This is a genomic window from Pseudomonas sp. QE6 (assembly GCF_041379005.1).
Classification (GTDB): Bacteria; Pseudomonadota; Gammaproteobacteria; order Pseudomonadales; family Pseudomonadaceae; genus Pseudomonas.
Genome location: NZ_CP166873.1, coordinates 5,744,967 through 5,771,295 on the forward strand (window position 1 = coordinate 5,744,967; position 26,329 = coordinate 5,771,295).

The window sequence follows — 26,329 nt, forward strand, 5'->3', positions numbered from 1 at the left end:
GCTGGATCTCCGCAAAGGGCCCCGGCGCAACGCGCACCGGGCAATGCGGCAAGGGTATTCCAGCGGCGCCGCCCAGGCGAGCCCGGATCGCGCCGGATGAACACGAAGGGCGCCCGCAGGCGCCCTTCGTGAAAAGCTCACCGATCAATCGGCATGGATGTCGTTGTGGCGCGTCTCGCGCAGGAACAGCAGCGCACAGACCAGGCTCACCGCCGCGATCAGCACCGGGTACCACAGGCCGTAGAAGATATCCCCGGTGTACACCACCAGCGCGAACGACAGGGTCGGCAGCAGGCCGCCGAACCAGCCGTTGCCGATGTGGTACGGCAGCGACAGCGAGGTGTAGCGGATGCGGGTCGGGAACAGCTCCACCATCAGCGCCGCCAGCGGGCCGTAGCAGAGGCAGGAGATCAGCACCAACGCCACCAGGATGGTGATCACCATGCCCTTGTTGACCATCGACGAATCCGCCTTGGCCGGGTAGCCCGCCTCCTTCACCGCGGCGCTCAGGGCGGCGGCGTCGAAGCCTTCGATGCGTTTCTCGCCTACCGTCACCACCACGCCGCTACCGGCCGGCGCGGCCTCGCTGCTGTAGGGCACGCCGCTCTTCACCAGCAGCGTCTTCACCTGGTCGCAGGGGCTGTCGAATTTGGCCTTGCCCACCGGGTCGAACTGGAAGGTACAGGTCGCCGGGTCCGCCATCACGGTGATCGGCGCCGTGCGCGAGGCCTGGTCGATCTGCGGGTTGGCGTAATGGGTCAGCGCCTGGAACAGCGGGAAGTAGCCCACCGCCGCCAGCGCCAGGCCCGCCAGCAGCACCGGCTTGCGGCCGATCTTGTCGGACAGCCAGCCGGCCACCACGAAGAACGGCGCGCCGATCACCAGGGCGACGATCAGCAGTTCGTTGGCCAGGGCGCCGTCCACCTTCAGCACCTGGGTGAGGAAGAACAGCACATAGAACTGCGCGGTGTAGAAGGTCACCGCCTGCCCGGCGTTGATGCTGAACAGCGCGGTAAGGACGATGCGCAGATTCTTCCAGTTGGTGAAGGACTCCTTGAGCGGCGATTTGCTGGTCTTGCCCTCGGCCTTCATCTTCAGGAACGCCGGAGACTCCTGCATCGACAGGCGAATCCAGGTGGAAATGCCCAGCAGCACGATCGACAGCAGGAACGGCAGGCGCCAGCCCCAGGTTTCGAACTCATCGCCGGTCAGTTGGCGGCAGGTGAGGATCACCAGCAGCGACAACAGCAGGCCGCCGGTGGCGGTGGACTGGATCCAGCTGGTGTAGCTGCCGCGCTTGTTCGCCGGGGCGTGCTCGGCCACGTAGATCGCCGCGCCGCCGTATTCGCCGCCCAGCGCCAGGCCCTGGAGCATGCGCAGCGCGATGAGGATGATCGGCGCGGCCACGCCGATGGTGGCGTAGGATGGCAGCAGGCCGACGGCGAAGGTCGACAGGCCCATCAGCAGGATGGTGGCGAGGAAGGTGTACTTGCGCCCGATCATGTCGCCCAGGCGACCGAACACCAGCGCCCCGAAGGGACGGACCAGGAAGCCGGCGGCGAAGGCCAGCAGGGCGAAGATGAAGGCGGTGGTGTCGTTCACCCCGGCGAAGAACTGCTTGCTGATGACCGCCGCCAGCGCGCCGTAGAGGAAGAAGTCGTACCACTCGAACACCGTGCCGAGCGACGAGGCGAAGATCACCTTGCGCTCTTCGCGGCGGGACGACACATGCCGCTCGTAGGAACTGGATTGCGCTACATCGGTCATTGCGGGCTCTCCTGCCCCTTCTGGGGCTCTTATTGTTGTTTCGGCCTCGACTGCCGCGGTTTTCACACCGCGCGATAGCGTTTCGGTGTTGCTCCTTGTAGGAGCGCTTGCTCGCGAACCGCCTGACACCTCGGCGGCAGGGAGCGGAGTTTCACGTCACAGCAGTGGGCGACGGGATCGCCGTCACGCCACGGGAGCTTGTTGCTGCGCTTGCGCACTAGAGGGGATGACCTCCGGGTTGCGCGCGGGTTCGCTCAAAATCATCTGCGCCGCCTTCTCGGCGATCACCAGCACCGGCGAACAGCTGTTGCCGGAGGTCAGGCTGGGCATGATCGAGGCGTCGGCGATGCGCAGGCCGGGAATGCCGTGCACCCGCAGCTGGCTGTCCACCACCGACCCCGCACCCTGTCCCATGCGGCAGGTGCCGGCGGGGTGGAAGATGGTGGTGCCGATCTCGGCGGCGGCGCGGTGCAGGTCTTCCTCGCTCTGGTAATCCGGGCCGGGCTTGAACTCCACCGGGTTGAAGCGCGCCAGCGCGGGCGCCGCGGCGATGCGCCGGGTCAGGCGGATGGCGTCGGCGGCCACCCGCAGGTCTTCCGGGTGGCTCAGGTAATTGGGCTGGATGATCGGCTTGTCGCGCGGGTCGAGCGAGCGCAGCGTCACCGAGCCCCGGCTCAGCGGCCGCAGGTCGCAGACCGACGCGGTGAACGCCGGGAAGCTGTGCAGCGGCTCGCCGAAGCGTTCCAGGGAGAGCGGCTGCACGTGGTATTCGAGGTTGGCCGAGCGCTGGCCCGGGTCGGACTTGGCGAAGGCGCCGAGCTGGCTGGGCGCCATGGACAACGGGCCGCTGCGCTTGAACAGGTACTCCAGGCCCATGCCCATCTTGCCCCACAGCGTCGAGGCGATCTGATTCAGCGAAGGCGCGCCGCTCATGCGGTAGATCAGGCGCAGTTGCAGGTGATCCTGCAGGTTGCCGCCGACGCCGGACAGCTCATGGCGCACGCCGATGCCGTGCTTCTCCAGCAGGTCGCGCGGGCCGATGCCGGAGCGTTGCAGCAGTACCGGCGAGTTGATCGCGCCCGCGCAGAGGATCACTTCGCGCCTGGCCCGCAGCTCGCGGCGCGCACCCTGCCAGTTCACTTCCAGCCCGGTGGCGCGGCCGTTCTCCAGCAGCACGCGGAGGGCCTCGACGTGGGTCAGCACGGTGAGATTCGGGCGGTTGGCGATAGGTCGCAGGAACGCTTTCGACGCATTCCAGCGCACGCCGCTGCGCTGGTTCACCTGGAAGTAGCCGCAGCCTTCGTTGTCGCCGCCGTTGAAGTCCTCCACCGACGGAATACCCGACTGCGCCGCCGCCTCGCGGAAGGCATCGAGAATCGTCCAGGACAGTCGCTGCTTCTCCACCCGCCACTCACCGCCGGAGCCATGCAGTTCGCTGGTACCGGCGAAGTGGTCCTCCATCTTCATGAACAGCGGCAGCAGGTCGTTCCAGCCCCAGCCGGGATTGCCCTCGGCAGCCCAGCCATCATAGTCCAGCGCCTGGCCGCGCATGTAGATCATGCCGTTGATCGAGGAGCAGCCGCCGAGCGTGCGGCCACGGGGGTACTTGATGGCGCGACCGTTCAGGCCCGGCACCTGCTCGGTGTCGAAACACCAGTCGGTGCGCGGGTTGCCGATGCAGTAGAGGTAGCCGACGGGGATGTGAATCCAGGGGTAGTTGTCCGGCCCGCCGGCTTCGAGCAGCAGCACGCGGTTGGCGGGGTCGGCGGAGAGACGATTGGCCAGCAGGCATCCGGCGGGGCCCGCGCCGACGATCAGGTAGTCATAAGCATCCAGTGCCTGGGGCATGGAAAGTCCCTCGTCGTACTTGTTCTTTTTGTATGACGACCGAGCCTAGTCGTTCGTTCGTGATAAAAGAACAATCGTTTCGAGTCAGCTGCTGTGCGTTTTCTAACAACAAGGACCGCCGAGATGTTCGACTGGAATGACCTGCGCTACTTCCTGGAGCTGCACCGCAGCGGCCGCCTGCTGACCACCGCCAAGCGTCTAAACACCACCCACGCCACGGTGGCGCGGCATATCGAGAACATCGAGCGCGACCTCGGCACCCAGCTCTTCGCCCAGCACACCGGCGGCTACCAGCTCACCCCCGCCGGGCAGGCGCTGCTCAAGCACGCCGAGGCCATGGAGAACACCGCCCTGCTCGCCCAGGAGGAAATGAGCCAGGCCATCTCGCCGCTGGGGCAGATCCGCATCGGCGTCACCGAAGGCCTGGGCACCATGTTCCTCGCCCCGCGCATGGGCGAACTGATGCGCCGCTACCCGGGGCTGGAAGTGGAACTGGTCTCGGTGCCGCGCTTCGTCAGCATCACCAACCGCGAGGCGGACATCGCCATCACCCTGGAACGCCCCAGCGCCGACCTGGTGATCAGCCGCCGCCTCACCCGCTACCGCCTGAGCCTGTTCGCCAGCCCCGCCTACCTCGCCTCCGCCCCGCCCCTGCGCGACCGCGAGGACCTGAGCCAGCATCCCTGGATCGGCTACGTCGACGACCTGCTGTTCAGCCAGGAACTGCTGTTCCACCACAGCTTCTGCCGCCACCCGCAGGTGGTGTTCCGCAGCACCAGCGTGGTCGCCCAGCAGCAGGCTGCCCAGGCCGGCATTGGTATCGCCATCCTGCCGCAGTACATGGGCCTGAATGACCCGCTGCTGGTGCCGGTGCTGCCGGAGGAATTCATCGAGCGGGAATACTGGATGTGCACGCGGCGGGAGTTGCACCGGTCGGTGAGGCTGAGACTGGTGTGGGATTTTCTGCTCGCGCTGTGCGAGCGCGAACAACAGATGCTGGTCGGCGGCAAGGGCGCAACGCTGACGTAGGGCGCCGATGCGCCTCTGCTGATCGACGGCTTCAAGGTCGAAAGCTGGGAGAGGATTAGGGTGTGAAGCTCTTGATCTCGTAGGAGCGTAGCTCTACCGGTGCATCCAGAGCGGAGATCGCTGTCGTCCTACAAAGAGCAAGCGACATCACACCCGCAACACACCCCGGAACCCACGCGCGGCGTAATAGGACTGCGCGCCGTTGTGGTAGACGAACACGGTGTCGTAGCGGCGGTCGCAGAACAGCGAACCACCGAGCTTGCGAATGGCCGGCGGGGTCTGCACCCAGCTGGAGGTCTTGAGGTCGAACTCGCCGAGCGTTTGCAGTTCGCGGTACTGCGCTTCGCTGAGCAGTTCGATGCCCATGGCCTGGGCCTGCTCCAGGGCGCTGCCGGCGGGCTTGTTCTCCTTCCGGGCATCCAGCGCCTCGCGGTCGAAGCAGAGGCTGCGACGGCCGGCGGGACTTTCCGCGGAGCAGTCGACGAAGAGGTATTCGCCAGTGGACTCGTCCTGCCCGACCACGTCCGGTTCGCCGCCGGTGTTTTCCATTTCCTGCAGCGAACGCAGCTTCTCCGGGCTGGACTCCAGCCGGGCCTGGACCCGGGCCCAGTCGATATCGGGATGACGGCTGGCGTGCTTTTCGAAACGTGCTTGCAGCACGCTCACCAGGTCGGTGCGTTGTTTGGCGTTCATCGGGGTCTCCATTCGAGCAGCCAGTCCTTCGAGGGGTCGGCTCAGCGTAGCGGCAATGCTCGTTCGGCGCCTTCTCAGGAGACGGGGCGGCGCCGGGTGCTTGCTCGCGAACGTGTCAGGCTTCGGGGCCGACGAGGCGTTTGTTCGCGAGCAAGCTCGCTCCTACAGGGGATGCCCCGCAGGGAGTCGGGTTACTCGGCGCGGGCGTGCTGGACCGTATCGGACGCCGACCAGATGCGATAGCGCACTTCCACGTCCTTGGGCGCGTAGACCACGATCGGCAGCTTGCTGTTGTAGCGCAGCACGAAGCCGTCGCCGACCACCGGCACGAAGTCCTTGCGGGTCTTGCCGTCCGGGCAGGCCATCAGGGTGCTCGCCGGGCCGCTGACCTTGTCCAGGCGGTAGTAGGAGTAGCCCCAGCCTTCCAGGGTCTTCTCTTCCAGGGTGCCGCCCAGACGCTGGCGATTGCAGTCGACGGTCAGCGTCTTGCCGGCCAGCACTTCGACCTTGAAGTCTTCTTCATGGGCCTGCCTGGGCAGGTGGATGACCTGGCGGACAAAGCCATCCTCGGCCTTGGGATAGGGCGCGACGTCTTCGAGCTTGGCCGCATTGGCCAGGGTGGCGGTGGCGCCGAGCAGCAGCGCGGTGGGGAGGATGAATCGAATGAACGGCATGAAGCCTCCTTGCAGAATTGAAGAACGAACGCACCGCATGGGTGCGTTCGTCGAAGCCCTCTGACCCTGAAACTGTACGAATGCTCCTACAGCTTTGCCCTGAGTTGTATCAAGCTACTTCGCCACCAGCCTTCGCCTGCTGCTCCAGATGCGCCTGCAGCTCGGGAGCGAGGTTGAGGTTGTAGGCGAGTTCGTCGAGGTAGGTACGTTCGGCGTCCTGCTGGTCGTCCACCAACATCACGCTGACCAGATACATCTCCGCGGCCACGGCGGGATCACCCTGAGCGGCCTGGGCGACTTCGGCGGCATCCAGCGGCTTGCGCATCTCGGCGTCGATCCACGCTTGCAGTTGCGGCTCGCCGGCATGGCGCTGCAACTCGGCCCGGATGGCGGCCTGTTCGCGCTGGTCAATACGGCCGTCCGCCTTGGCCGCCGCCAGCATGGCCTGCAGAATGGCGTGGCTGTGGGCTTCGGCCTCCGGACCTTCGAGCTGGTCGACGGTGGTCAGCGACGGCTGCTGCGCGACGTTGGCGCTCTGCTGGCGTTGCCAGTTCTGGTAGGCCTGGAAGGCCATCATGCCCAGCGAGGCGAGCATGGCGTAGTTGACGCCACCAGCGCTGGAGCGGCCTTGCGGCATACCGCCACCACCGCTGTTGCCACCGCCGAGCATGCTGCCCAGCACACCACCCAGGCCGCCAGGACCACCCGCGCCACCGCCACTACCGCCGCCGAGGATCGAACCCAGGCCACCGCCGGCGCCGCCACCCAGCAGCCCGCCGAGCAGACCACCCAGGCCACCCAGCGGGTCCGCGCCGCCCTGTTGCTGTTGCGCCGCCGAGCCCTGCCCGGCCCGCAGCAGTTGTTCCAGTAGATCGGTTGTGTTCATGACAAGTCCCTCGCCTTCGCGCGGTGTGCGTTGGGCAACGATAGTCCTGCCACACCGATGCGCCAGCGCTGTCCGCCGGCCGGCCCGCAGTGGTCGGCCCCCCCGGCGACGGAGCCTATCGGGCCGACGCGCTCAATACCGGAGCCAGGCGTCCCGGCGCGAGCCATTGCGGGCGATTGCGAGGGGGATCACGCCTTTCATGCCGGCACGGCTTGCAGGGCCTTGTGCGCCTGGGCTTCCAGTTCGACCTTGAGGCCGGCGTCGAGGCTCAACTGGCGGGCCAGCTCGTCGAGGTAGGCGCGTTCCATGAAGTTGGTTTCGTCGATCATCAGCAGGCTGGCCAGGTACATCTCGGCGGCCATTTCCTCGCTGGTGGCGGCGCGGGCGACTTCGGCCGGATCCAGCGGCTTGGCCAGTTCGCGGTCGAGCCAGCCCTGCAGCTCGACATCGCCGGTGAGCTTGGCGATCTCGCCGTCGATCAGCTGGCGTTCGCGATCGTCGATATGGCCGTCGGCCTTGGCGGCGGCAACGATGGCCCGCAGGATCGCGTGGCTGTGCTGTTCGGCCTGGGCCGGCGGCAGGCGGTCGACGGTCTGCGGTTCGCCGCGCGGAGCGCTGGCCTGCTTCTGCTGCCAGTCGCCGTAGGCCTTGTAGGCGAGCACGCCGAGTGCCGCGAGGCCGCCGTAGGTGACGACCTTGCCGCCGATCTTGCGCGCCTTCTTGCTGCCCATCAGCAGGCCCAGCGCGCCCGCCGCCAGGGCGCCACCACCGGCGCCGGAGAGCAGACTGCCGAGGTCCAGGCCGCCCTTGCCGGACGAAGAGGGTTGGCCGCCGTCCTGCCGGGCCACGCCCTTGTTCTGCAGGAGGTCCTGGCCGGATCTGAGCAACTGGTCGAGCAGGCCGCGTGTGTTCATGGCGATCTCCACTGTCTCTTGGAATCGAAAAATGTGGATTCCGACTCTAGCCCGACGGGCGATTCAGACGGAGCTGCAGTGTGCTTCCGAATATTGCGAGCCTTTCCCAGCGGACCCGCAGTGCGATAAGCGGCTTTCATTCGATAAAAAAGAATGCTCCTATAGATTTTCGATAATCAACAATGAAAATCGCTGGAGTGCCGTCCTAGACGCACGCACTCTGCCATCACCGACTCGCAAGCGGCCCACCGCCCATGATGACGCTCCGCCAGATCCGCCACTTCATCGCCGTCGCCGAGACCGGCTCGATCTCAGCTGCCGCCCAGGCCGTATTCATTTCCCAGTCGACCCTGACGCTGGCCATCCAGCAACTGGAGGAGGAAATCGGCGTACGCCTGTTCGACCGCCACGCCAAGGGCATGACCCTGACCCACCAGGGGCACCAGTTCCTGCGCCAGGCACACCTGATCCTGGCCACGGTGGAGAACGCCAAGCGCAGCCTGCAGCAGAGCACCGACCAGGTGGCCGGCAGCCTCACCATCGGCGTGACCAGCCTGGTGGCGGGCTACTACCTGGCGGACCTGATCAACCGTTTCCAGCGCGCCTACCCCAACGTGCAGACCCGCGTGGTGGAGGACGAGCGCCCGTACATCGAGCACCTGCTGGTCAGCGGCGAGATCGACGTCGGCGTGCTGATCCTCTCCAACCTGGAAGACCGCCACGCCCTGCAGACCGAGGTGCTGACCCACTCGCCGCACCGCCTCTGGCTGCCGGCGCAGCACCCTCTGCTGGAGCGCGACAGCATCGGCCTGGCCGATGTGGCCGGCGAACCCTTGATCCAGCTGAACGCCGACGAGATGGGCCTGCATACCCAGCGCATCTGGTCCCGCGCCGGACTGGTGCCGCAGGTGACGCTGCGCACGGCGTCCGTGGAAGCGGTACGAAGCCTGGTGGCGGCAGGCCTGGGGCTTTCGATCCAGCCGGACATGACCTACCGCCCCTGGTCACTGGAAGGCGACATCATCGAGGCGCGGCCGCTGGTGGACCTGTCCGAACCACTGGACGTGGGCCTTGCCTGGCGTCGCGGCACCGCGCGGCCGCCACTGGTGGACCCGTTCCTCACCGTCGCCCGCGAGCAGCCCAACGCGAAGAGGCTGTCCATTTAGACGTAGGGCGAATAACCGCTTGCGGTTATCCGCCGATAAGGTTTGGCGCTGAATCTGCGGCGGATAACGCCTGGAGCGTTATGCGCCCTACGACTTCCAGCCATTCGATTTAATCGAATGGCGCTTTCAGTAATTAGAATTTGTCGACCCCACGCCCGGACTCTAGTCTCTCGTCCCATACCAAAGGGCCAGTTCCGGGCAATGCCCCTACGCCGGAGCACGCACATGGCCCCCGAAAACAAGACAGATAAAAGACGAGTTTCCAAGATGACCGGTGCCACCCTGCATACCGCCTTGCTGATCGACGGCCAACTGGTCGCCGGCGAAGGCATGGCCGAACCGATCATCAACCCGACCACGGGCGAAACCCTCATCAGCATCGCCGACGGCTCCATCGACCAGGTCGAGCAGGCCATCGCCAGCGCGCACCGCGCCTTCCCCGCCTGGGCTCGCACCACGCCCGCGCAGCGCGCCACCGCCCTGCTCGCCATCGCCGATGCCATCGACAAGCGCGCCAACGATCTCGCCCAACTGGAATCGCTGAACTGCGGCAAGCCGCTGCACCTGGCGCGCCAGGACGACATCCCGGCCACCGCCGACGTGTTCCGCTTCTTCGCCGGCGCCGTGCGCTGCCAGCAGGGCCAACTGGCCGGCGAATACGTGCCCGGACACACCAGCATGGTGCGCCGCGACCCGGTGGGCGTGGTCGCCTCCATCGCACCGTGGAACTATCCGCTGATGATGGCGGCGTGGAAGATCGCCCCCGCCCTGGCCGCCGGCAACACGCTGGTGTTCAAGCCGTCCGAACACACGCCGCTGAGCATCCTGGCGCTGGCGCCGGCCCTGGCGGAAATCCTCCCGGCCGGCGTGATCAACATCGTCTGCGGCGGCGGCGAAGGTGTCGGCAGCCACCTGGTCAGCCACCCGAAGGTGCGCATGGTCTCGCTCACCGGCGACATCGTTACCGGGCAGAAGATTCTCCAGGCCGCCTCGCGCACCCTCAAACGCACCCACCTGGAACTGGGCGGCAAGGCGCCAGTGATCGTCTGCAACGACGCCGACCTCGAAGCCGTGGTCCAGGGCATACGCACCCACGGTTACTACAACGCCGGGCAGGACTGCACTGCCGCCTGCCGCATCTATGCCCAGGCCGGCATCCACGACCGTCTCGTCGCCGAACTGGGCGACGCCGTGGCGAGCATCCGCTTCGCCCGCAAGCGCGACGCCGACAACGAGATCAGCCCGCTGATCAGCGCCCGCCAACGCGACCGCGTGGCCAGCTTCGTCGAGCGCGCCCTCGGCCAGCCGCACATCGAACGCGTCACCGGCGCCGCCGTGCACTCGGGCCCCGGCTTCTACTACCAGCCGACCCTGCTGGCCGGCTGCAAGCAGCAGGACGAGATCGTCCAGCGCGAAGTGTTCGGCCCGGTCGTCACCGTGACCCGCTTCGACCAGCTGGAACAGGCGGTGGACTGGGCCAACGACTCCGAGTACGGCCTGGCCTCCTCGGTGTGGACGCAGAACCTGGACAAGGCCTTCCAGATCGCCAACCGCCTGCAGTACGGCTGCACCTGGATCAACACCCATTTCATGCTCGCCAGCGAGATGCCCCACGGCGGGCTCAAGCGCTCGGGCTACGGCAAGGACCTGTCCAGCGACTCGCTGCAGGACTACAGCGTGGTGCGCCACATCATGGCGCGCCACGGCCAGCAACTGGATTGAACGACCCCGGCGGCGCCCCGCCGGCCCATAAGAAAACACCCCGGCGAATCGGCGCGCCCGCTCGCACGAGGGTGGTTGCTCGATTGAACTGCCCCACCAATAGAGACAACAACGAGAGGGAGACACCCGATGCGCAAGACCGCACTGCTCAGTGCCATCACCACCGCCCTGCTGGCCAGCGCCGGCGTCCAGGCCGCCGAGGCCCTGAAGGAAGTCGGCAAGGGCGAAGGCCGCCTGGACATCATCGCCTGGCCCGGCTACATCGAACGCGGCCAGTCCGACAAGAACTACGACTGGGTCACCCAGTTCGAGAAGGACACCGGCTGCCAGGTCAACGTGAAGACCGCCGCCACTTCCGACGAGATGGTCAGTCTGATGGCCAAGGGCGGCTACGACCTGGTCACCGCCTCGGGCGACGCCTCCCTGCGCCTGATCTACGGCAAGCGCGTGCAACCGATCGACCCGTCGTTGATCCCCAACTGGAAGAACATCGACCCGCGCCTGAAGGACGCCGCCTGGTACGTGGTCAACGGCAAGACCTACGGCGCGCCGTACCAGTGGGGCCCGAACCTGCTGATGTACAACACCAAGGTCTTCCCCACCGCGCCGGACAGCTGGAAGGTCGTCTTCGAGGCGCAGAACCTGCCCGACGGCAAGCCGAACAAGGGCCGCGTGCAGGCCTACGACGGCCCGATCTACGTCGCCGACGCCGCGCTGTACCTGAAGGCCACCCAGCCGGAACTGGGCATCACCGACCCGTACCAGCTCGACGAGAAGCAGTACGCGGCCGTGGTCGAACTGCTGCGCAAGCAGCATGAGCTGATCCACCGCTACTGGCACGACACCACCGTGCAGATGAGCGACTTCAAGAACGAAGGCGTCGCCGCTTCCGGCGCCTGGCCGTACCAGGCCAACGCCCTGAAGGCCGAAGGTCAACCGATCGGCACCGTGTTCCCGAAGGAAGGCGTCACCGGCTGGGCCGACACCACCATGCTGCATGCCGAAGCCCAGCACCCGAGCTGCGCCTACAAGTGGCTGAACTGGTCGCTGGAACCCAAGGTGCAAGGCGACGTGGCGGCCTGGTTCGGCTCCGTGCCGGCGGTGCCGGAAGGCTGCAAGGCCAGCACCCTGCTGGGCGGCGAAGGCTGTGCCACCAACGGCTACAACCAGTTCGACAAGATCGCGTTCTGGAAGACCCCGGTGGCCGAGGGCGGCAAGTTCGTCCCCTACAGCCGCTGGACCCAGGACTACATCGGGATCATGGGCGGCCGCTAAGCCGCAGAGCGTTCGCGAGCAAGCTCGCTCCTACAGGGAGTCCGGCTCTTCGTAGGAGCGAGTTTGCTCGCGAACCCGCCCCGTGCGGATCGCCTCCCGGCGAACCACGGCATCCATCCGATCGCATCGATTCACCCGTATCTCAGATTCACGGGCAGGGCTCCCCTACGCCGGATTCCTGCCCCCTGGAGCGTGCACCATGACCACCCCCGCTGTTCAATTCACCCAGGTCTCCCGCCAGTTCGGCGAGGTGAAAGCCGTTGACCGGGTGTCCATCGACATCAAGGACGGCGAGTTCTTCTCCATGCTCGGCCCGTCGGGCTCGGGCAAGACCACCTGCCTGCGCCTGATCGCCGGCTTCGAGCAACCCAGCGCAGGCTCCATCCGCATCCATGGCGAGGAGGCCGCCGGCCTGCCGCCCTACCAGCGCGACGTCAACACCGTGTTTCAGGACTACGCGCTGTTCCCGCACATGAGCGTGCTGGAGAACGTCGCCTACGGCCTGAAGGTGAAAGGCATCGCCAAGGCCGAGCGCCTGAAGCGCGCCGAAGAAGCCCTCGGCATGGTCGCCCTGGGCGGCTATGGCGTGCGCAAGCCGGTGCAGCTCTCCGGCGGCCAGCGCCAGCGCGTGGCCCTGGCCCGCGCCCTGGTGAACCGTCCGCGCGTACTGCTGCTGGACGAACCCCTCGGCGCCCTCGACCTCAAGCTGCGCGAGCAGATGCAGAGCGAACTGAAGAAGCTGCAGCGCCAGCTGGGCATCACCTTCATCTTCGTGACCCACGACCAGAGCGAAGCGCTGTCCATGTCCGACCGCGTCGCGGTGTTCAACAAGGGCCGCATCGAGCAGGTCGACACCCCGCGCAACCTCTACATGAAGCCGGCCACGCCGTTCGTGGCGGAATTCGTCGGCACCTCCAACGTACTGCGCGGTGACATCGCCCAGCATCTCACCGGCAACGCCCAGCCCTTCTCCATCCGCCCCGAGCACATCCGTTTCGCCACTGGCGAGCGCGCCGCCTCGGACATCGAGATCAGCGGCCTGCTGCACGACATCCAGTACCAGGGCGCGGCGACCCGCTACGAGATTCGTCTGGACAACGGCCAGAACCTCTGCCTCAGCCAGGCCAACAGCCAGTGGGCCGACGTCGACCTCGCCCACCAGCCCGGCCAGCGCGTGACCGCTCGCTGGTCCCGTGAGGCCATGGTGGCGCTGAACGAGGGCGCGTGACATGGAACTGACGATGAATGCACCGGTACAGGCGGCTGCCAATGGCCCGCTGCGCCGGCTGTCGAACCTGCTGTACCGCAAGCCGACGCTGTACCTCTCGCTGCTGCTGATCCCGCCGCTGCTGTGGTTCGGCGCGATCTACCTCGGCTCGCTGCTGACGCTGCTGTGGCAGGGCTTCTACACCTTCGACGACTTCACCATGACGGTGACGCCGGACCTGACCTGGGCCAACTTCGGCTCGCTGCTGAGCGGCTCCAACTTCGACATCATCCAGCGCACCGTGCTGATGGCGGTCGCGGTGTCCATCGCCAGTGGCGCGGTGGCCTTCCCCATCGCCTACTACATGGCGCGCTACACCACCGGCAAGACCAAGGCGTTCTTCTACATCGCCGTGATGATGCCGATGTGGGCCAGCTACATCGTCAAGGCCTATGCCTGGACCCTGCTGCTGGCCAAGGGCGGCGTGGCGATGTGGTTCGTCCAGCACCTCGGTCTCGAGCCCGTGCTGAACCTGTTGCTGGGCCTGCCGGGCGTCGGTGGCAACACCCTGTCCACCTCCAGCTTCGGACGCTTCCTGGTGTTCGTGTACATCTGGCTGCCGTTCATGATCCTGCCGATCCAGGCCTCCCTGGAACGCCTGCCGCCGTCCCTGCTGCAAGCCTCGGCGGACCTCGGCGCGTACCCGCGCCAGACCTTCTTCCAGGTGATCCTGCCGCTGTCGATTCCCGGCATCGCCGCCGGCTCGATCTTCACCTTCAGCCTGACCCTGGGCGACTTCATCGTGCCGCAGCTGGTGGGCCCGCCCGGTTACTTCATCGGCAGCATGGTCTACGCCCAGCAGGGCGCGATCGGCAACATGCCGATGGCCGCCGCCTTCACCCTGGTGCCCATCGTGCTGATCGCCGTGTACCTGTCCATCGTCAAACGTCTGGGGGCCTTCGATGCACTCTGAGAAAGCATCCTGGGGGCTCAAAGCGGCCGCCTGGGGCGGGCTGGTGTTCCTGCACTTCCCGATCCTGATCATCTTCCTGTACGCCTTCAATACCGAGGACGCGGCCTTCAGCTTCCCGCCCAAGGGCTTCACCCTGCACTGGTTCAGCGTCGCCTTCGCGCGCCAGGACGTGCTCGAAGCCATCGAGCTGTCGGTGAAGATCGCCAGCATCGCCACGCTGATCGCCATGCTGCTGGGCACCCTGGCCGCGGCCGCGCTGTATCGCCGCGACTTCTTCGGCAAGGAAGGCATCTCGCTGATGCTGATCCTGCCGATCGCCCTGCCCGGCATCATCACCGGCATCGCGCTGCTGTCGGCGTTCAAGACCCTCGGCATAGAGCCGGGCTTCCTGACCATCGTCATCGGCCATGCCACCTTCTGCGTGGTGATCGTCTACAACAACGTCATCGCACGCTTCCGCCGTACCTCCCACAGCCTCATCGAAGCCTCGATGGACCTGGGCGCCGACGGCTGGCAGACCTTCCGCTACGTGATCCTGCCGAACCTCGGCTCGGCGCTGCTGGCGGGCGGCATGCTGGCGTTCGCGCTGTCCTTCGACGAGATCATCGTCACCACCTTCACCGCCGGCCACGAACGTACCCTGCCGATCTGGCTGCTCAACCAGCTGGGCCGCCCGCGCGACGTGCCGGTGACCAACGTGGTGGCGATGCTGGTGATGATCGTGACCATGCTGCCGATCCTTGGCGCCTACTACCTGACCAAGGGTGGCGAGGGCGTGGCGGGCAGCGGCAAGTAAGCCAACAGAACCCCTCAGGCCCGCCGCCCCAAAACCGGCAGGCCCCTAAAAAGAAACACCCCAACCGAATTTGCACCACGCTCCTGAACAAGAGGACCCAACCATGCAAACCAAACTGCTGATCAACGGCCAACTGGTCGCTGGCGAAGGCGAGAAACTCGCCGTCCTGAACCCATCCCTGGGCACCACCCTGGTAGAGATCGCCGAGGCCACCCCGGCCCAGGTCGACGCCGCCGTGCTGGCCGCCGACGCCGCCTTCGACAGCTGGTCGCAGACTGCGCCCAAAGACCGCTCCCTGCTCTTGCTGCAACTGGCCGACGCCATCGACGCCAACGCCGAGGAACTGGCCCGCCTGGAATCCAACAACTGCGGCAAGCCCTACACCGCCGCGCTGAACGACGAACTGCCGGCCGTGGCCGACGTGTTCCGCTTCTTCGCCGGCGCCTGCCGTGTGATGCAAGGCTCCGCCGCCGGCGAATACCTGCCGGGCCACACCTCGATGATCCGCCGCGACCCGGTGGGCGTGGTCGCCTCCATCGCGCCGTGGAACTACCCGCTGATGATGGTCGCGTGGAAACTCGGCCCGGCCCTGGCCGCCGGCAACACCGTGGTGCTCAAGCCCTCCGAGCAGACCCCGCTGACCGCCCTGCGCCTGGCCGAGCTGATGGCCGGCATCTTCCCCGCCGGCGTGGTCAACCTGGTCTTCGGCCGCGGCCCGAGCGTCGGCGAGCCGCTGACCACCCACCCGAAAGTGCGCATGGTTTCCCTGACCGGTTCGGTCGCCACCGGCAGCCGCATCATCGCCGGCACCGCCGACACCGTGAAGCGCATGCACATGGAACTGGGCGGCAAGGCTCCGGTGATCATCTTCGACGACGCCGACATCGACGCCGCCGTGGAAGGCATCCGCACCTTCGGCTTCTACAACGCAGGCCAGGATTGCACCGCTGCCTGCCGCATCTACGCGCAGAAGGGTATCTATGCCAAGTTCGTGCAGAAGCTCGGCGAAGCGGTGGCCAGCATCCAGTACGGCGAGCAGGACGACCCGAACACCGAGCTGGGCCCGGTCATCACCGAGCAGCACCTGGAACGCGTCATCGGCTTCGTCGAGCGCGCACGCCAGGTGCCGCACATCGAAGTGGTCACCGGCGGCAAGCGTGCCGACCGTCCGGGCTTCTTCTTCGAGCCGACCGTACTGGCCGGCGCCCGCCAGGACGACGAAGTGGTCCGCCGCGAAATCTTCGGCCCGGTGGTTTCGGTCACCGAGTTCGACGACGAAGCGCAGGCACTGGCCTGGGCCAACGACTCCGACTACGGCCTGGCCTCCTCGGTGTGGACCAGCGACATCGGCCGCGCCCATCGCCTGTCGGCCCGCCTGCAGTACGGCTGCACCTGGGTCAACACCCACTTCATGCTGACCACCGAGATGCCCCACGGCGGCATGAAGCTGTCGGGCTACGGCAAGGACATGTCCATGTACGGCCTGGAAGACTACACCGCGATCCGTCACGTGATGATCAAGCACTGATCCTGACCACAGTCAGTAGAACCCGGCGCCACGCCGTGCGTGGCGCCGCACTCATCGGCCGCCCGGCCGACAACCCGCGGGCACGCCCGCAACGGAGGCAAGCATGCGTCACCTCGTCAGAGCGTTTTACCTGCTGTCGCTGTTCACCCTCGCCGGCCTGGCCCAGGCGGCAGAGTCGCCCAAACAGATCGTCGACGCCTACATGGCCGCGTGGAACGCCCACGATGCCGAGAAGGCCGCCGGCTACCTGGCCAAGGATGCGGAGTATTTCGACGTCACCGTCGGCACCCCGCAGAAGGGCCGCGAAGCCGCGCGCGACAACGTGATCAAGGTGTTCGTGGGGGCCGTGCCGGACCTGAAATGGAAGATGAATGGCAAGCCGATCGTCGACAAGGACGGCATCGCCTTCCAGTGGACCTTCAGCGGCACCAACACCGGCGCCTGGGACGCCCAGACCCCGGCCACCAACAAGCCGCTGTCGTTCGACGGCGTGAGCTACGTGAAGGTGAAGAACGGCAAGATCGTCTACCAGGGGGATTACTACGACGCCCTGGGCCTGCACAAGCAGCTCGGCTGGTAAGGCCGCCACAGAAACGCAGGGCGCATAGCCCGGAACGGGCTATCCGCCCGCTGTGCATTATTCGCCCTGCGTAGCGACCACCAGCGCCTCGCACAGCCGCGCCTCCGGGCGCGGCTGACACTAGAAGAAAGCGGCCCTCACCTTCCCATCTGCCCTCACCCGTCACAGCAGTCGCAAGCCATGCAAAGCACACTCGAAAAACGGCCCGCCAAGGCCGAGGACAGCTCCAGCACCCGCTCCACCATCGACCAGGTCAAGCAGCTGATCGCCGACCTCAACGTGCGCTGGACGCAGATCAGCAAGGTCTCGGAAGTCATCAAGCAGATCGCCAAGAACACCAACCTGGTGGCGCTGAACGCCGCCATCGAAGCCGCCCGCGCCGGGGAAAGCGGGCGCGGCTTCGCGGTGGTCGCCGACGAGGTGCGCCGCCTGGCCACCCAGTCGGCCAACGCCACCGCCGACATCGGCAACGTCGTCGCCTCGATCAAGAGCGAAAGCGCCAAGGCCCTGGCCGACGTCGAACAGGCCGAACATTCCAGCCTGCTGGACACCGCCCGCGTCGTCCTGGCCAGCGAGACCCAGCGCCTGGAGGCGCGCTTCGCCGTGATGGCCACCGCGCTCTACGGCCTGAAGAACTTCCTGATCGGCATGAAAACCCGCAACCTCGGCCCGCAGCGCGAGCAGATCGACGCGGTGATGCACGAATACCTGACCCGCAATCCCGACCTGCTGGCCTTCGCCTGCGGCTGCGAGCCCAACGCCTTCGACGGCCGCGACGCCGAGTTCGTCGGCGCGCCGGGGCACGACGCCAGCGGTCGCCTCATGGCCTACTGGCACCGCGGCAGCGGCGTAGCCCAGCGCGAATGCCTGGTCGGCTACGACAAGGCCGACGGCAGCGGCGACTGGTACCAGATTCCCCGCGACAAGGGCCGCGACGTGTTCATGGAGCCCTACGAGTACAGCGTCGGCGGCAGCACCGTGCTGATGACCTCGTTCATGTCGCCGATGTTCGCCAACGGCCGCTTCCTCGGCATCCTCGGCGCCGACTACACCCTGCACCAGTTGCAGGAAAGCCTCGGCAAGCTCACGCCCATGGGCAACGGCCACTACACGCTGATCTCGAATGCCGGCGTCTACGTCACCCACCCCGACGCCCGCCGTCTGGGCGACAAGGCCGGCGAACTGTCACAGGAAGCGCGCGCCGCCATCGCCCAGGGCAAGCGCTGGGAGCAGGTGAAAGGCCGTCGCGTGGAATTGCTGGAGCCCATCCGCGTGGGCGACAGCGATGCCCCCTGGGCCCTGATGATGAGCTTCGAGCTGGCGCAGGCGGGGGAGTGAAAGTCGGCAGGGGCGCCCTTAGGGCGCCTGGACACATGGGGCGTATAACGTTGGACGTTATATGCCGCCTGACGACTGTCTCAGGGCGCTCCGAACCTGGCTGCGGGGCCGTCGATACGTTCGGTGTACCGGCGTACAACCGCGAACGGTTGTACGCCCTACGCCCTGTCCGGCAACTCGGTAATATGGATTTCCGTCACCAGCGTCGGCTTCACCAGCGGCGTCCGCGCCAGCAGCGGACAATAGCGCGCCAGGGCGCCGATCAGTTCCCACTGGGTGTCCAGCGACTTCGACAACACGTCCACATCCGCCAGCACCCGCTGCCCCACGCGTTGCAGGTGCGGGTCCGGACTGTGGCCGAGCTCCACCGACAGCTGGGTAATCAGGGTGCTGAGGTTGGTCATGTTGCGGGTGGCGAGCGCAAGGATGTTCGCCAACAAGGCGATCTCGGATTGCGGGATGGCGACGGGCGTGGCAGGTGCGTCCATGCGTGCTCCGGTGGGTGATTGCGCAGTCCTTGCGCGAGCAGTGCAAGCCTAGCACCGGAATGGCGAGCTGTGACACACATCACATTTCATTTTTTGCATGACCGGGTCACGCGGAGCCAACCCCGCGTGACCCGGTGAGGCGTCAGACCTGCCCGAACGCCTTGCGCTGCGGCGTACCACGCTGGGCGGCACGCAGATACTGCGGCGGCCACGGGACCGGCTGGCCGCCGAGCTCGTCGGCGGCGTGCAACGGCCAGTAAGGATCGCGCAGCAGCTCGCGGGCCAGCAGGATCAGGTCGGCCTGGCCGGTACGCAGGATGTGCTCGGCCTGGACCGGCTCGGTGATCATGCCGACGGTGCCGCTGGCAACCCCGGCCTCCTTGCGCACGCGCTCGGAGAACTGCGTCTGGTAGCCCGGCCCTACCGGAATCTCGGCGTTCACTGCCGTGCCGCCGGAGGACACGTCGATCAGGTCCACGCCCAGGTCCTTCAGGCGGCGCGCCAGTTCCACCGTCTCGTCAGGGTTCCAGCCGTCCTCCACCCAGTCGGTGGCGGACAGGCGGACGAACAGCGGCAATTCCTGCGGCCATACCGCGCGCACAGCCTCGGTGACCTCCAGGAGGAAGCGGATGCGGTTCTCGAAACAGGTGCCGTACTGGTCGCGGCGCTGGTTGGAGAGCGGCGAGAGGAACTGATGCAGCAGGTAGCCGTGGGCGGCGTGCACCTCGACGATCTTGAAGCCGGCGGCCAGGGCGCGCTCGGCGCCGCGCACGAACTGCTGCTTGATGGTTTCCATCTGCTCTTCGCTCAGGGCGATGGGCGCGGTGTGCTGCGGGTCGAAGGCGATGGCTGACGGCGCCACCGGAGTCCAGCCGCCCTCGCTGATCGGCACCGAGCCGTGCTTGCCCAGCCAAGGCGCCCAGGTGCTGGCCTTGCGCCCGGCATGGGCCAGTTGCACGCCGGCCACCGCGCCCTGGGACTCCAGGAAGCGGGTGATGCGGCGCAACGGTTCGATCTGCTCGTCATTCCAGATACCCAGGTCCTCGGCGCTGATCCGCCCTTCCGGGGCGACAGCCGTGGCCTCGACTATCACCAGCCCGGCGCCCCCCACGGCGCGGCTCCCCAGGTGGACCAGGTGCCAATCGTTGGCCAGCCCGTCCTGGGCGGAGTACTGGCACATGGGGGAAACGGCGATGCGGTTGGACAAGGTCAGCTGGCGCAGGGTCAAGGGCTCGAACAACTGGCTCATGGCGAAACTCCCTGTGGTCTTCAGTTCTTGTACTACAACTGTAGACCGGGTTCGCCGGACGATGCAGGCAATCGTCGCCTGCTGCCGCGCTTCAGCCGTCGGCCAGCGCCGGCGCCCTGGCCGGCACGGCGCCATCGAAGGCGGGAGCGAGGCTGTAGCGCTTGCGCGTGTCGCGTACCAGCATGCCGCTCTGGTGCAAGCGGCGCAGGCTCTGGCTGACACAATCGAAGCCGATCGACGGACCGCAGCCCTGCAGGTGCGCATGCAGCTCGGCGGCGGTGCTGCTGCCCAGCACCGACAGCGCGTCGAGCAGTTTCAGGCGCGGCAGGCTGCAGCGCAGCCCGGCCAGCGCCAGCAACTGGCGGGAGCGGCGCTGGGTACGGCGGGCGGAGAGCTCCGCGACGACGGTCATGGGCGCACCTCCAGCGGGATGGCACGCACGGGTTCGTAGCGAGGGGAAACAGGCATTCGGGCCTCCGTTCTTGTCGTCTGCGTGGCGCCTCGCCGCAACGAAGCGCACGCTCCTGACTAACAAGACGAATGAGCGGGGCAAAACCTGCAAAGGGATTTCACATCGGCATGCTTCCCTTGCCGGCTCAGCTCGCCGGGTCGCCCGCTTCCGGCGAGATCAACCGCGCCGGCACATGCCCCTGGCTGTTGCGCGCCAGCAGGTAGTAGGCCAGCGCCGGCAACACCAGGCCGACCAGCCAGGAAATGTCCACCCCGCCGAGCGTCTCCACCATGGGCCCGGTGTAGAAGCCGCTGTCGATGAAGGGCATCTGCACCAGCACGCCGAAGCAGTAGACGCCGATGCCGGTCCAGTTCCAGCGGCCATAGCGCCCGTCCGGGTCGGACAGCGCCGGGATGTCGTAGCGCTCGCGGGTAATGCAGTAGTAGTCCACCAGGTTGATCGCGCTCCAGGGGGTGAAGAACGCCAGCAGGAACAGCAGGAACGACTTGAACGCGGCGAGGAAGGAGTGTTGCCCCGCCAGCGCCAGCCCGGTGGACAGGCCGACGATCAGCAGCACGAACAGCAGGCGCTGCAGCCGCGTCACCTCCAGGTGGCCACGGAAGCCGCTGATGATGGTGGCGATGCACATGAAGCTGCCGTAGGCGTTGAGCGTGGCGATGGTGACCTTGCCGAAGGCGACGCTGAAGAACAGTGCGGCGGCCATCATGCCGCTGGCGCCCAGGCCGACCACGTAGGCCACCGGTTGGCCGGAGAAGGCCTTGCCGGCCAGCGCCGCGGCGAATACGCCGAGCACCATCGAGGTCTGCGAGCCGAGCACCGAGCCCAGTCCCACGGCGAGGAAGGTCTTCGGCGACGAGGTCTGGCTGGGCAGGTAGCGCGAGTAGTCGGCGACATAAGGGCCGAAGGCGATCTGCCAGGACGCCGCCAGGGAGACCGCCAACAGGAAGGTGTTCCAGGCGAAGTGGCGGTTCTCCAGCAGCACGCCGATGTCGTTGACCGACAGCAGCCGCACGAACAGGTAGGCGAAGGCGACGATGCCGAGCACGCTGGCGGCCTTGCCCAGCCAATGGATCACGCGGTAGCCGCAAACCGTCACCACCACGATCACCGCCGCGAAGACCAGGATGCCGACGGTATCGCTGACCTGCGCCAGCTGGCCGACGGCCTGCCCCGCCAGCACCGTTCCGGTGGCATTGAAGCCGACGTACATCACGCACACCAGCACCAGCGGGATGACCGCGCCGAACACGCCGAACTGCACGCGACTGGAGATCATCTGCGGCAGGCCCAGCTTGGGCCCCTGGGCACCATGCAGGGCCATGACCACGCCGCCGAAGACCTGGCCCATGAGCAGGCCGATCAGCGACCAGAACACGTCGCCGCCCAGCACCACGGCCAAGGCGCCGGTGACGATCGCGGTGATCTGCAGGTTGCAGCCGAACCACAGGGTGAACTGACTGAACAGCCGGCCATGCCGCTCGGATTCGGGGATGTAATCGATGGAACGGGTTTCGATCAGGGACTTACCAGCCATGAAGCGTTCTCCTCGCGGCCGGAGATGCACCCGGCCGCGCTGTTGTTGTTATGCACAGCGTTTCCTGATTCGCCGGGGCGGCCAGGACAGCCGCCCCGTACCTGCCGTCAATGGCGGGCGGCATCCAGAACGGCGCGGGAGATGATGATCTTCTGCACCTCGGAGGTTCCCTCGAAGATCCGCAGGATCCGCGCATCACGCACGAAGCGCTCCAGCGGCAGATCGCGGATGTAGCCGTAGCCGCCGTGCAGTTGCAGCGCAGCATCGGTGATGAAGCCGCAGGCCTCGGCGGCGAACAGCTTGGCGGTGGCCGATTCGAGGCTGAAGCGTTCGCCGCTGTCGCGACGCGCGGCCGCCTGCATGGTCAGCAGGCGCGCTGCCTGGAACTGCGCGTGCATGTCGGCGATGCGCCACTGGGTGCCCTGGTAGGCCGACAGCGGCTTGGGTCCGATCTGCCGCTCGTCCACCCACTTCAGCGCATATTCCATGGCCGCACGGGCGATCCCCAGCGACATGGCGGCGACTTCCACGCGGCCGCGATCCAGCACTTCCATGGCGGTGCGGAAGCCCTGGTTCTCCTCGCCCAGCAAGGAATCCGCCGGCAGCCAGCAGTCCAGCGCCAGCTCGTAGATGGTGCTGCCGCGCAGCCCCATGGTCTTTTCCGGGTTGGCGAAGGTGACGCCGGCGGTGCCCTTGGGAATCAGGAAGGCGCTGATGCCACGGGCACCGGCGTCCGGGTCGGTCTTGGCGTAGAGCACGATGAAGTCGGCTTCGCGGGCGTTGGTGATGTAGTGCTTGCTGCCACGGATGCGCCAGCCGTCCTCCTCGCGCACGGCGCGGGTACGCATGTCCGCCGGGTTGGAGCCCGCAGCCGGTTCGGTCAGACCGAAGGCGCCGAGCAGTTCACCGCTGGCGCAGCACGGCAACCATTCCTGGCGCTGCGCCTCGCTGCCGCCAATCAGGATCGAATCGGTGGCGAGGAAGTGCGCGGTCAACGCTGACGCGGTGGAGGCGCAGGCCGCCGACACCGCCTCGACCACCCGGCTCATGGCCAGGCTGCCGATGCCGAAGCCGCCATAGGTTTCCGGCAGGTTGATGCCCATGAAGCCCAGCTCGCCGAGGGCCCGCAGGCTTTCCGCGCAGAAGCTTTCCTCTTCGTCATAGCGCTGGGCGTTGGCGGCCAGTACGTCGCGGCAGACCCGCTCGGCGGAGTCGACGATGGCCAGTTCGGTGGCGTCGATGTCGAAGTTCATTGCACAGCTCCTGCTTTTTTCGTGAGGCCGAACGCGGCGTTGGCTTCGCCCAGTTGCGGGGCGCGCGTGGCGGCGTGGGGCTTGCGCCCGTTGAAGTAGACCGGTTGCGGCACCAGCGGCGGCTGGTCGTCGGCGCCCTGCACCAGCAGTTGGCGCACCTGCGCCTGCTCGCTGCCGGTGGCCTCGGCGAGGTTCCACACCGGGGAGGCCGGCACACCGGCATCCAGCAGCAGGTCGCAGGCCTGCTCGACACCGCGTTGAGTAGTCCAGGCCTCGATCTCGGCACGCAGTGCCTGCTCATTGCGGGTACGCGAGGGGTCGTCGGCGAAGCGCGGATCGTCCGCCAGTTCGGCGCGGCCGATGCTTTCGCAGAAGCGCCGGAACAGCTTGTCGCTGGCCACCGCGATCACCACCAGGCCGTCGGCGGCGCGGTAGGTGTCGAAGGGCGTCGATACCGGGTGGCGGTTGCCCACCAGGCCCGGAGCCCTGCCATGGGCGAACAGGTTGGAGAGGCCGGTCATCTGCAGGCTGACCAGCACATCGAACATCGCCACGTCGATGTACTGCGCGCTGCTGCCCTGATGCTCGCGGGCGAACAGCGCGCTGCTGATCGCCCAGGCCGCGTAGACGCCGGCGCACAGGTCGCCGAGCGCCTCGCCGCTGCGGGTCGGGCCGGTCTCGGGGAAACCGCTGACGCTCATCAGCCCGGACATCGCCTGGGCGACGATGTCGTAGGCCGGGCGGCGCGACAGCGGGCCGTTCTGGCCGAAGCCGGAAATGCTCGCGTAGATCAGCTTCGGGTTGTGCCGGCGCAGGCTATCGAAGTCGATGCCCAGGCGCTGGGTGACGCCGGGCCGGAAGTTCTCCACCACCACGTCGGCATCGGCCACCAGTTGATAGAAGCGCGCCAGGTCCTCCGGCGCCTTGAAGTCCAGTTCAACGCTACGCTTGCCGCGGTTGATCAGGCCGAAATAGACGCTCTCGCCATCCTTGAATGGGCCGAGGTGACGGCTGTCGTCGCCATGCCCGGGCACTTCGAACTTGATCACTTCGGCGCCGAGGTCGGCCAGCATGGCGGTACAGTGCGGGCCGGCCAGTACGCGGCTCAGATCCAGTACGCGCACGCCGTTGAGCGGCTGCGGTGTGGGCAGTTCAGTCACATTGCTCATGCGCGATTCCTCAGGCGGTGATCATCGGCAGGTTCAGGCCCTGCTCCTTGGCGCAATCAATCGCAATCTGGTAGCCGGCGTCGGCGTGGCGCATCACGCCGGTGCCCGGGTCGTTGGTCAGTACGTTGGCGATGCGCGCGGCGGCCTCGTCGGTGCCGTCGCAGACGATCACCATGCCCGAGTGCTGGGAGAAGCCCATGCCCACGCCGCCGCCGTGGTGCAGCGAGACCCAGGTGGCGCCGCTGGCGGTGTTCAGCAGGGCGTTGAGCAGCGGCCAGTCGGACACGGCGTCGGAGCCGTCGCGCATGGCCTCGGTCTCGCGGTTCGGGCTGGACACCGAGCCGGAGTCGAGGTGGTCGCGGCCGATCACGATCGGTGCCTTCAGCTCGCCACGACGGACCATCTCGTTGAACGCCAGGCCGAGCTTGGCGCGCTGGCCCAGGCCGACCCAGCAGATGCGCGCCGGCAGGCCCTGGAAGCTGATGCGTTCCTTGGCCATGTCCAGCCAGTTGTGCAGGTGGGCGTCGTCCGGGATCAGCTCCTTGACCTTGGCGTCGGTCTTGTAGATGTCCTCGGCATCGCCGGACAGCGCGGCCCAGCGGAACGGGCCGATGCCACGGCAGAACAGCGGGCGGATGTAGGCCGGAACGAAGCCGGGGAAGTCGAAGGCATTCTCGACGCCCTCTTCCTTGGCCATCTGGCGGATGTTGTTGCCGTAGTCGAAGGTCGGCACGCCCTGCTTCTGGAACGCCAGCATGGCCTTGACGTGCACGGCCATGGACTGCTTGGCGGCCTTCACCACGGCGGCGGGTTCGGTCTGCGCGCGGTCGCGGTACTGCTCCCAGGTCCAGCCGGCCGGCAGGTAGCCGTTGAGCGGGTCGTGGGCGGAGGTCTGGTCGGTGACCATGTCCGGGCGCACGCCGCGCTTGAGCAGTTCCGGGAGGATTTCCGCAGCATTGCCCAGCAGGGCGATGGAGATGGCCTTGCCTTCGGCGGTGTATTTCGCGATGCGCGCCAGGGCGTCGTCCAGGTCCTTGGCCTGCTCGTCGACGTAGCGGCTGGCGAGGCGGAAGTCGATGCGGCTCTGCTGGCATTCGATGTTCAGCGAGCAGGCACCGGCCAGGGTCGCGGCCAGCGGCTGGGCGCCGCCCATGCCGCCCAGGCCGGCGGTGAGCACCCAGCGGCCCTTGAGGTTGCCGTCGTAGTGCTGGCGGCCGGCCTCGACGAAGGTTTCGTAGGTGCCCTGGACGATGCCCTGGCTGCCGATGTAGATCCAGGAGCCGGCGGTCATCTGGCCGTACATGGCCAGGCCCTTGGCGTCCAGTTCGTTGAAGTGTTCCCAGTTGGCCCAGTGCGGCACCAGGTTGGAGTTGGCGATCAGTACGCGCGGGGCGTTGGCGTGGGTCTTGAACACGCCGACCGGCTTGCCGGACTGCACCAGCAGGGTCTCGTCCTCATTCAGCGCTTTCAGGGTCTCGACGATCTTGTCGTAGCACTCCCAGTTGCGCGCGGCGCGGCCGATGCCGCCGTACACCACCAGCTCCTTCGGGTTCTCCGCGACTTCCGGGTCGAGGTTGTTCATCAGCATGCGCAGCGGCGCTTCGGTCAGCCAGCTCTTGGCGTTCAGTTGGGTGCCGCGCGGGGCACGGATTTCGGTATCGCGGTAACGGCCGGTGGAACTCATCGGGTCTTCCTCGCTTGCGGGTGGTGTCGCCAGGGGATCGCCAGGAGCCATCCCGGCGTGGCGGAAAAGGGTGCGCAGAAGAGG

General features: G+C 66.9%; 23 protein-coding genes and 1 pseudogene. 11 read left to right on the forward strand and 13 right to left on the reverse strand.

What is annotated here, in order from left to right; all coding sequences use genetic code 11:
- Positions 1 to 144: 144 nt before the first annotated feature.
- Together ACAW63_RS26230 and ACAW63_RS26235 are read right to left on the reverse strand one after the other, a co-directional pair.
- Positions 145 to 1,767, reverse strand: coding sequence for an MFS transporter (locus ACAW63_RS26230; protein WP_343572250.1), 1,623 nt, complete (start codon positions 1,765 to 1,767; stop codon positions 145 to 147).
- Between the two features lie 183 nt (positions 1,768 to 1,950).
- A complete protein-coding gene (locus ACAW63_RS26235) occupies positions 1,951 to 3,615 on the reverse strand; it encodes a GMC family oxidoreductase (RefSeq protein ID WP_371230292.1) in 1,665 nt (554 codons plus the stop codon).
- Positions 3,616 to 3,738: 123 nt separating this feature from the next.
- Here ACAW63_RS26235 and ACAW63_RS26240 point away from each other — a divergent pair, with 123 nt between their 5' ends.
- Positions 3,739 to 4,644, forward strand: coding sequence for a LysR family transcriptional regulator (locus tag ACAW63_RS26240; protein ID WP_371230294.1), 906 nt, complete (start codon positions 3,739 to 3,741; stop codon positions 4,642 to 4,644).
- Positions 4,645 to 4,791: 147 nt separating this feature from the next.
- On the opposite strand, the gene ACAW63_RS26245 is transcribed toward ACAW63_RS26240, so the two are convergent.
- From ACAW63_RS26245 to ACAW63_RS26260, 4 genes are all read right to left on the reverse strand, one after another.
- Positions 4,792 to 5,337, reverse strand: a complete 546-nt coding sequence (locus ACAW63_RS26245) for a DUF4256 domain-containing protein (protein WP_371230296.1) — start codon at positions 5,335 to 5,337, stop codon at positions 4,792 to 4,794.
- 191 nt (positions 5,338 to 5,528) lie between these two features.
- Positions 5,529 to 6,011, reverse strand: a complete 483-nt coding sequence (gene eco, locus ACAW63_RS26250) for a serine protease inhibitor ecotin (RefSeq protein WP_371230297.1) — start codon at positions 6,009 to 6,011, stop codon at positions 5,529 to 5,531.
- Positions 6,012 to 6,120: 109 nt separating this feature from the next.
- Positions 6,121 to 6,897 carry a tellurite resistance TerB family protein gene (locus ACAW63_RS26255; protein WP_371230298.1) on the reverse strand — a complete coding sequence of 259 codons (777 nt, stop codon included), beginning with the start codon at positions 6,895 to 6,897 and terminating at the stop codon, positions 6,121 to 6,123.
- Between the two features lie 197 nt (positions 6,898 to 7,094).
- Positions 7,095 to 7,811 (reverse strand): tellurite resistance TerB family protein, encoded by a 717-nt coding sequence (locus ACAW63_RS26260; RefSeq protein WP_371230299.1) that lies wholly within the window; start codon positions 7,809 to 7,811, stop codon positions 7,095 to 7,097.
- A gap of 254 nt (positions 7,812 to 8,065) precedes the next feature.
- Here ACAW63_RS26260 and ACAW63_RS26265 point away from each other — a divergent pair, with 254 nt between their 5' ends.
- From ACAW63_RS26265 to ACAW63_RS26310, 10 genes and pseudogenes are all read left to right on the forward strand, one after another.
- The gene (locus ACAW63_RS26265; protein WP_207888017.1) at positions 8,066 to 8,977 is read left to right on the forward strand and encodes a LysR family transcriptional regulator; all 912 of its coding nucleotides are present in this window, start codon (positions 8,066 to 8,068) and stop codon (positions 8,975 to 8,977) included.
- Positions 8,978 to 9,244: 267 nt separating this feature from the next.
- Positions 9,245 to 10,699, forward strand: a complete 1,455-nt coding sequence (locus ACAW63_RS26270) for a gamma-aminobutyraldehyde dehydrogenase (protein ID WP_371230300.1) — start codon at positions 9,245 to 9,247, stop codon at positions 10,697 to 10,699.
- 129 nt (positions 10,700 to 10,828) lie between these two features.
- Entirely contained in the window at positions 10,829 to 11,974 is a 1,146-nt protein-coding gene (ydcS, locus tag ACAW63_RS26275) for a putative ABC transporter substrate-binding protein YdcS (protein ID WP_371230302.1), read from the forward strand.
- 199 nt (positions 11,975 to 12,173) lie between these two features.
- Positions 12,174 to 13,202 carry an ABC transporter ATP-binding protein gene (locus ACAW63_RS26280; protein WP_371230304.1) on the forward strand — a complete coding sequence of 343 codons (1,029 nt, stop codon included), beginning with the start codon at positions 12,174 to 12,176 and terminating at the stop codon, positions 13,200 to 13,202.
- 1 nt (position 13,203) lies between these two features.
- Complete coding sequence (locus tag ACAW63_RS26285) at positions 13,204 to 14,154, forward strand: ABC transporter permease (protein ID WP_371230306.1); 951 nt, start codon at positions 13,204 to 13,206, stop codon at positions 14,152 to 14,154.
- Positions 14,144 to 14,950, forward strand: coding sequence for an ABC transporter permease (locus ACAW63_RS26290; RefSeq protein WP_017521096.1), 807 nt, complete (start codon positions 14,144 to 14,146; stop codon positions 14,948 to 14,950). Before ACAW63_RS26285 ends, ACAW63_RS26290 begins: the two co-directional genes overlap by 11 nt.
- Positions 14,951 to 15,053: 103 nt before the next feature.
- Positions 15,054 to 16,478 carry a gamma-aminobutyraldehyde dehydrogenase gene (locus tag ACAW63_RS26295; RefSeq protein WP_371230309.1) on the forward strand — a complete coding sequence of 475 codons (1,425 nt, stop codon included), beginning with the start codon at positions 15,054 to 15,056 and terminating at the stop codon, positions 16,476 to 16,478.
- Positions 16,479 to 16,581: 103 nt separating this feature from the next.
- A complete protein-coding gene (locus ACAW63_RS26300) occupies positions 16,582 to 17,058 on the forward strand; it encodes an ester cyclase (protein WP_371230310.1) in 477 nt (158 codons plus the stop codon).
- 180 nt (positions 17,059 to 17,238) lie between these two features.
- Positions 17,239 to 17,532, forward strand: a pseudogene (locus tag ACAW63_RS26305) (methyl-accepting chemotaxis protein); the annotation flags it as partial.
- Positions 17,533 to 17,565: 33 nt separating this feature from the next.
- Positions 17,566 to 18,396 (forward strand): cache domain-containing protein, encoded by an 831-nt coding sequence (locus ACAW63_RS26310; RefSeq protein WP_371234795.1) that lies wholly within the window; start codon positions 17,566 to 17,568, stop codon positions 18,394 to 18,396.
- Between the two features lie 158 nt (positions 18,397 to 18,554).
- Here the strand turns inward: ACAW63_RS26310 and ACAW63_RS26315 are convergent, their stop codons facing one another.
- The 7 genes from ACAW63_RS26315 to hutU form a co-directional block, all read right to left on the reverse strand.
- Positions 18,555 to 18,884 (reverse strand): hypothetical protein, encoded by a 330-nt coding sequence (locus ACAW63_RS26315; protein WP_371230312.1) that lies wholly within the window; start codon positions 18,882 to 18,884, stop codon positions 18,555 to 18,557.
- Between the two features lie 142 nt (positions 18,885 to 19,026).
- Positions 19,027 to 20,133, reverse strand: coding sequence for an NADH:flavin oxidoreductase/NADH oxidase (locus ACAW63_RS26320; protein ID WP_275608307.1), 1,107 nt, complete (start codon positions 20,131 to 20,133; stop codon positions 19,027 to 19,029).
- A gap of 91 nt (positions 20,134 to 20,224) precedes the next feature.
- Positions 20,225 to 20,545 carry a ferric uptake regulator family protein gene (locus ACAW63_RS26325; RefSeq protein WP_371230314.1) on the reverse strand — a complete coding sequence of 107 codons (321 nt, stop codon included), beginning with the start codon at positions 20,543 to 20,545 and terminating at the stop codon, positions 20,225 to 20,227.
- A 184-nt stretch (positions 20,546 to 20,729) separates the two neighbouring features.
- Positions 20,730 to 22,139 (reverse strand): cytosine permease, encoded by a 1,410-nt coding sequence (locus ACAW63_RS26330; RefSeq protein ID WP_371230316.1) that lies wholly within the window; start codon positions 22,137 to 22,139, stop codon positions 20,730 to 20,732.
- A 107-nt stretch (positions 22,140 to 22,246) separates the two neighbouring features.
- Positions 22,247 to 23,392: an acyl-CoA dehydrogenase family protein gene (locus ACAW63_RS26335; protein ID WP_371230318.1), complete on the reverse strand. Its 1,146-nt coding sequence runs from the start codon at positions 23,390 to 23,392 to the stop codon at positions 22,247 to 22,249.
- Entirely contained in the window at positions 23,389 to 24,561 is a 1,173-nt protein-coding gene (locus ACAW63_RS26340) for a CaiB/BaiF CoA transferase family protein (RefSeq protein ID WP_371230320.1), read from the reverse strand. Before ACAW63_RS26340 ends, ACAW63_RS26335 begins: the two co-directional genes overlap by 4 nt.
- A gap of 10 nt (positions 24,562 to 24,571) precedes the next feature.
- Positions 24,572 to 26,245 carry a urocanate hydratase gene (gene hutU, locus ACAW63_RS26345; protein WP_371230321.1) on the reverse strand — a complete coding sequence of 558 codons (1,674 nt, stop codon included), beginning with the start codon at positions 26,243 to 26,245 and terminating at the stop codon, positions 24,572 to 24,574.
- Between the last annotated feature and the right edge of the window lie 84 nt (positions 26,246 to 26,329).

Bases quoted from the DNA above. Each gene is read 5' to 3' on its own strand.
- ACAW63_RS26230 (WP_343572250.1), bottom strand. From the start codon at position 1,767: ATGACCGATGTAGCGCAATCCAGTTCCTACGAGCGGCATGTGTCGTCC.
- ACAW63_RS26285 (WP_371230306.1), top strand. From the start codon at position 13,204: ATGGAACTGACGATGAATGCACCGGTACAGGCGGCTGCCAATGGCCCG.
- ACAW63_RS26335 (WP_371230318.1), bottom strand. From the start codon at position 23,392: ATGAACTTCGACATCGACGCCACCGAACTGGCCATCGTCGACTCCGCC.
- ACAW63_RS26320 (WP_275608307.1), bottom strand. From the start codon at position 20,133: ATGAGCCAGTTGTTCGAGCCCTTGACCCTGCGCCAGCTGACCTTGTCC.
- ACAW63_RS26325 (WP_371230314.1), bottom strand. From the start codon at position 20,545: ATGACCGTCGTCGCGGAGCTCTCCGCCCGCCGTACCCAGCGCCGCTCC.
- ACAW63_RS26330 (WP_371230316.1), bottom strand. From the start codon at position 22,139: ATGGCTGGTAAGTCCCTGATCGAAACCCGTTCCATCGATTACATCCCC.
- ACAW63_RS26265 (WP_207888017.1), top strand. From the start codon at position 8,066: ATGATGACGCTCCGCCAGATCCGCCACTTCATCGCCGTCGCCGAGACC.
- ACAW63_RS26300 (WP_371230310.1), top strand. From the start codon at position 16,582: ATGCGTCACCTCGTCAGAGCGTTTTACCTGCTGTCGCTGTTCACCCTC.
- ACAW63_RS26315 (WP_371230312.1), bottom strand. From the start codon at position 18,884: ATGGACGCACCTGCCACGCCCGTCGCCATCCCGCAATCCGAGATCGCC.
- ACAW63_RS26245 (WP_371230296.1), bottom strand. From the start codon at position 5,337: ATGAACGCCAAACAACGCACCGACCTGGTGAGCGTGCTGCAAGCACGT.
- ACAW63_RS26240 (WP_371230294.1), top strand. From the start codon at position 3,739: ATGTTCGACTGGAATGACCTGCGCTACTTCCTGGAGCTGCACCGCAGC.
- ACAW63_RS26295 (WP_371230309.1), top strand. From the start codon at position 15,054: ATGCAAACCAAACTGCTGATCAACGGCCAACTGGTCGCTGGCGAAGGC.
- eco (WP_371230297.1), bottom strand. From the start codon at position 6,011: ATGCCGTTCATTCGATTCATCCTCCCCACCGCGCTGCTGCTCGGCGCC.
- ydcS (WP_371230302.1), top strand. From the start codon at position 10,829: ATGCGCAAGACCGCACTGCTCAGTGCCATCACCACCGCCCTGCTGGCC.
- ACAW63_RS26340 (WP_371230320.1), bottom strand. From the start codon at position 24,561: ATGAGCAATGTGACTGAACTGCCCACACCGCAGCCGCTCAACGGCGTG.
- ACAW63_RS26290 (WP_017521096.1), top strand. From the start codon at position 14,144: ATGCACTCTGAGAAAGCATCCTGGGGGCTCAAAGCGGCCGCCTGGGGC.
- hutU (WP_371230321.1), bottom strand. From the start codon at position 26,245: ATGAGTTCCACCGGCCGTTACCGCGATACCGAAATCCGTGCCCCGCGC.
- ACAW63_RS26270 (WP_371230300.1), top strand. From the start codon at position 9,245: ATGACCGGTGCCACCCTGCATACCGCCTTGCTGATCGACGGCCAACTG.
- ACAW63_RS26260 (WP_371230299.1), bottom strand. From the start codon at position 7,811: ATGAACACACGCGGCCTGCTCGACCAGTTGCTCAGATCCGGCCAGGAC.
- ACAW63_RS26280 (WP_371230304.1), top strand. From the start codon at position 12,174: ATGACCACCCCCGCTGTTCAATTCACCCAGGTCTCCCGCCAGTTCGGC.
- ACAW63_RS26235 (WP_371230292.1), bottom strand. From the start codon at position 3,615: ATGCCCCAGGCACTGGATGCTTATGACTACCTGATCGTCGGCGCGGGC.
- ACAW63_RS26255 (WP_371230298.1), bottom strand. From the start codon at position 6,897: ATGAACACAACCGATCTACTGGAACAACTGCTGCGGGCCGGGCAGGGC.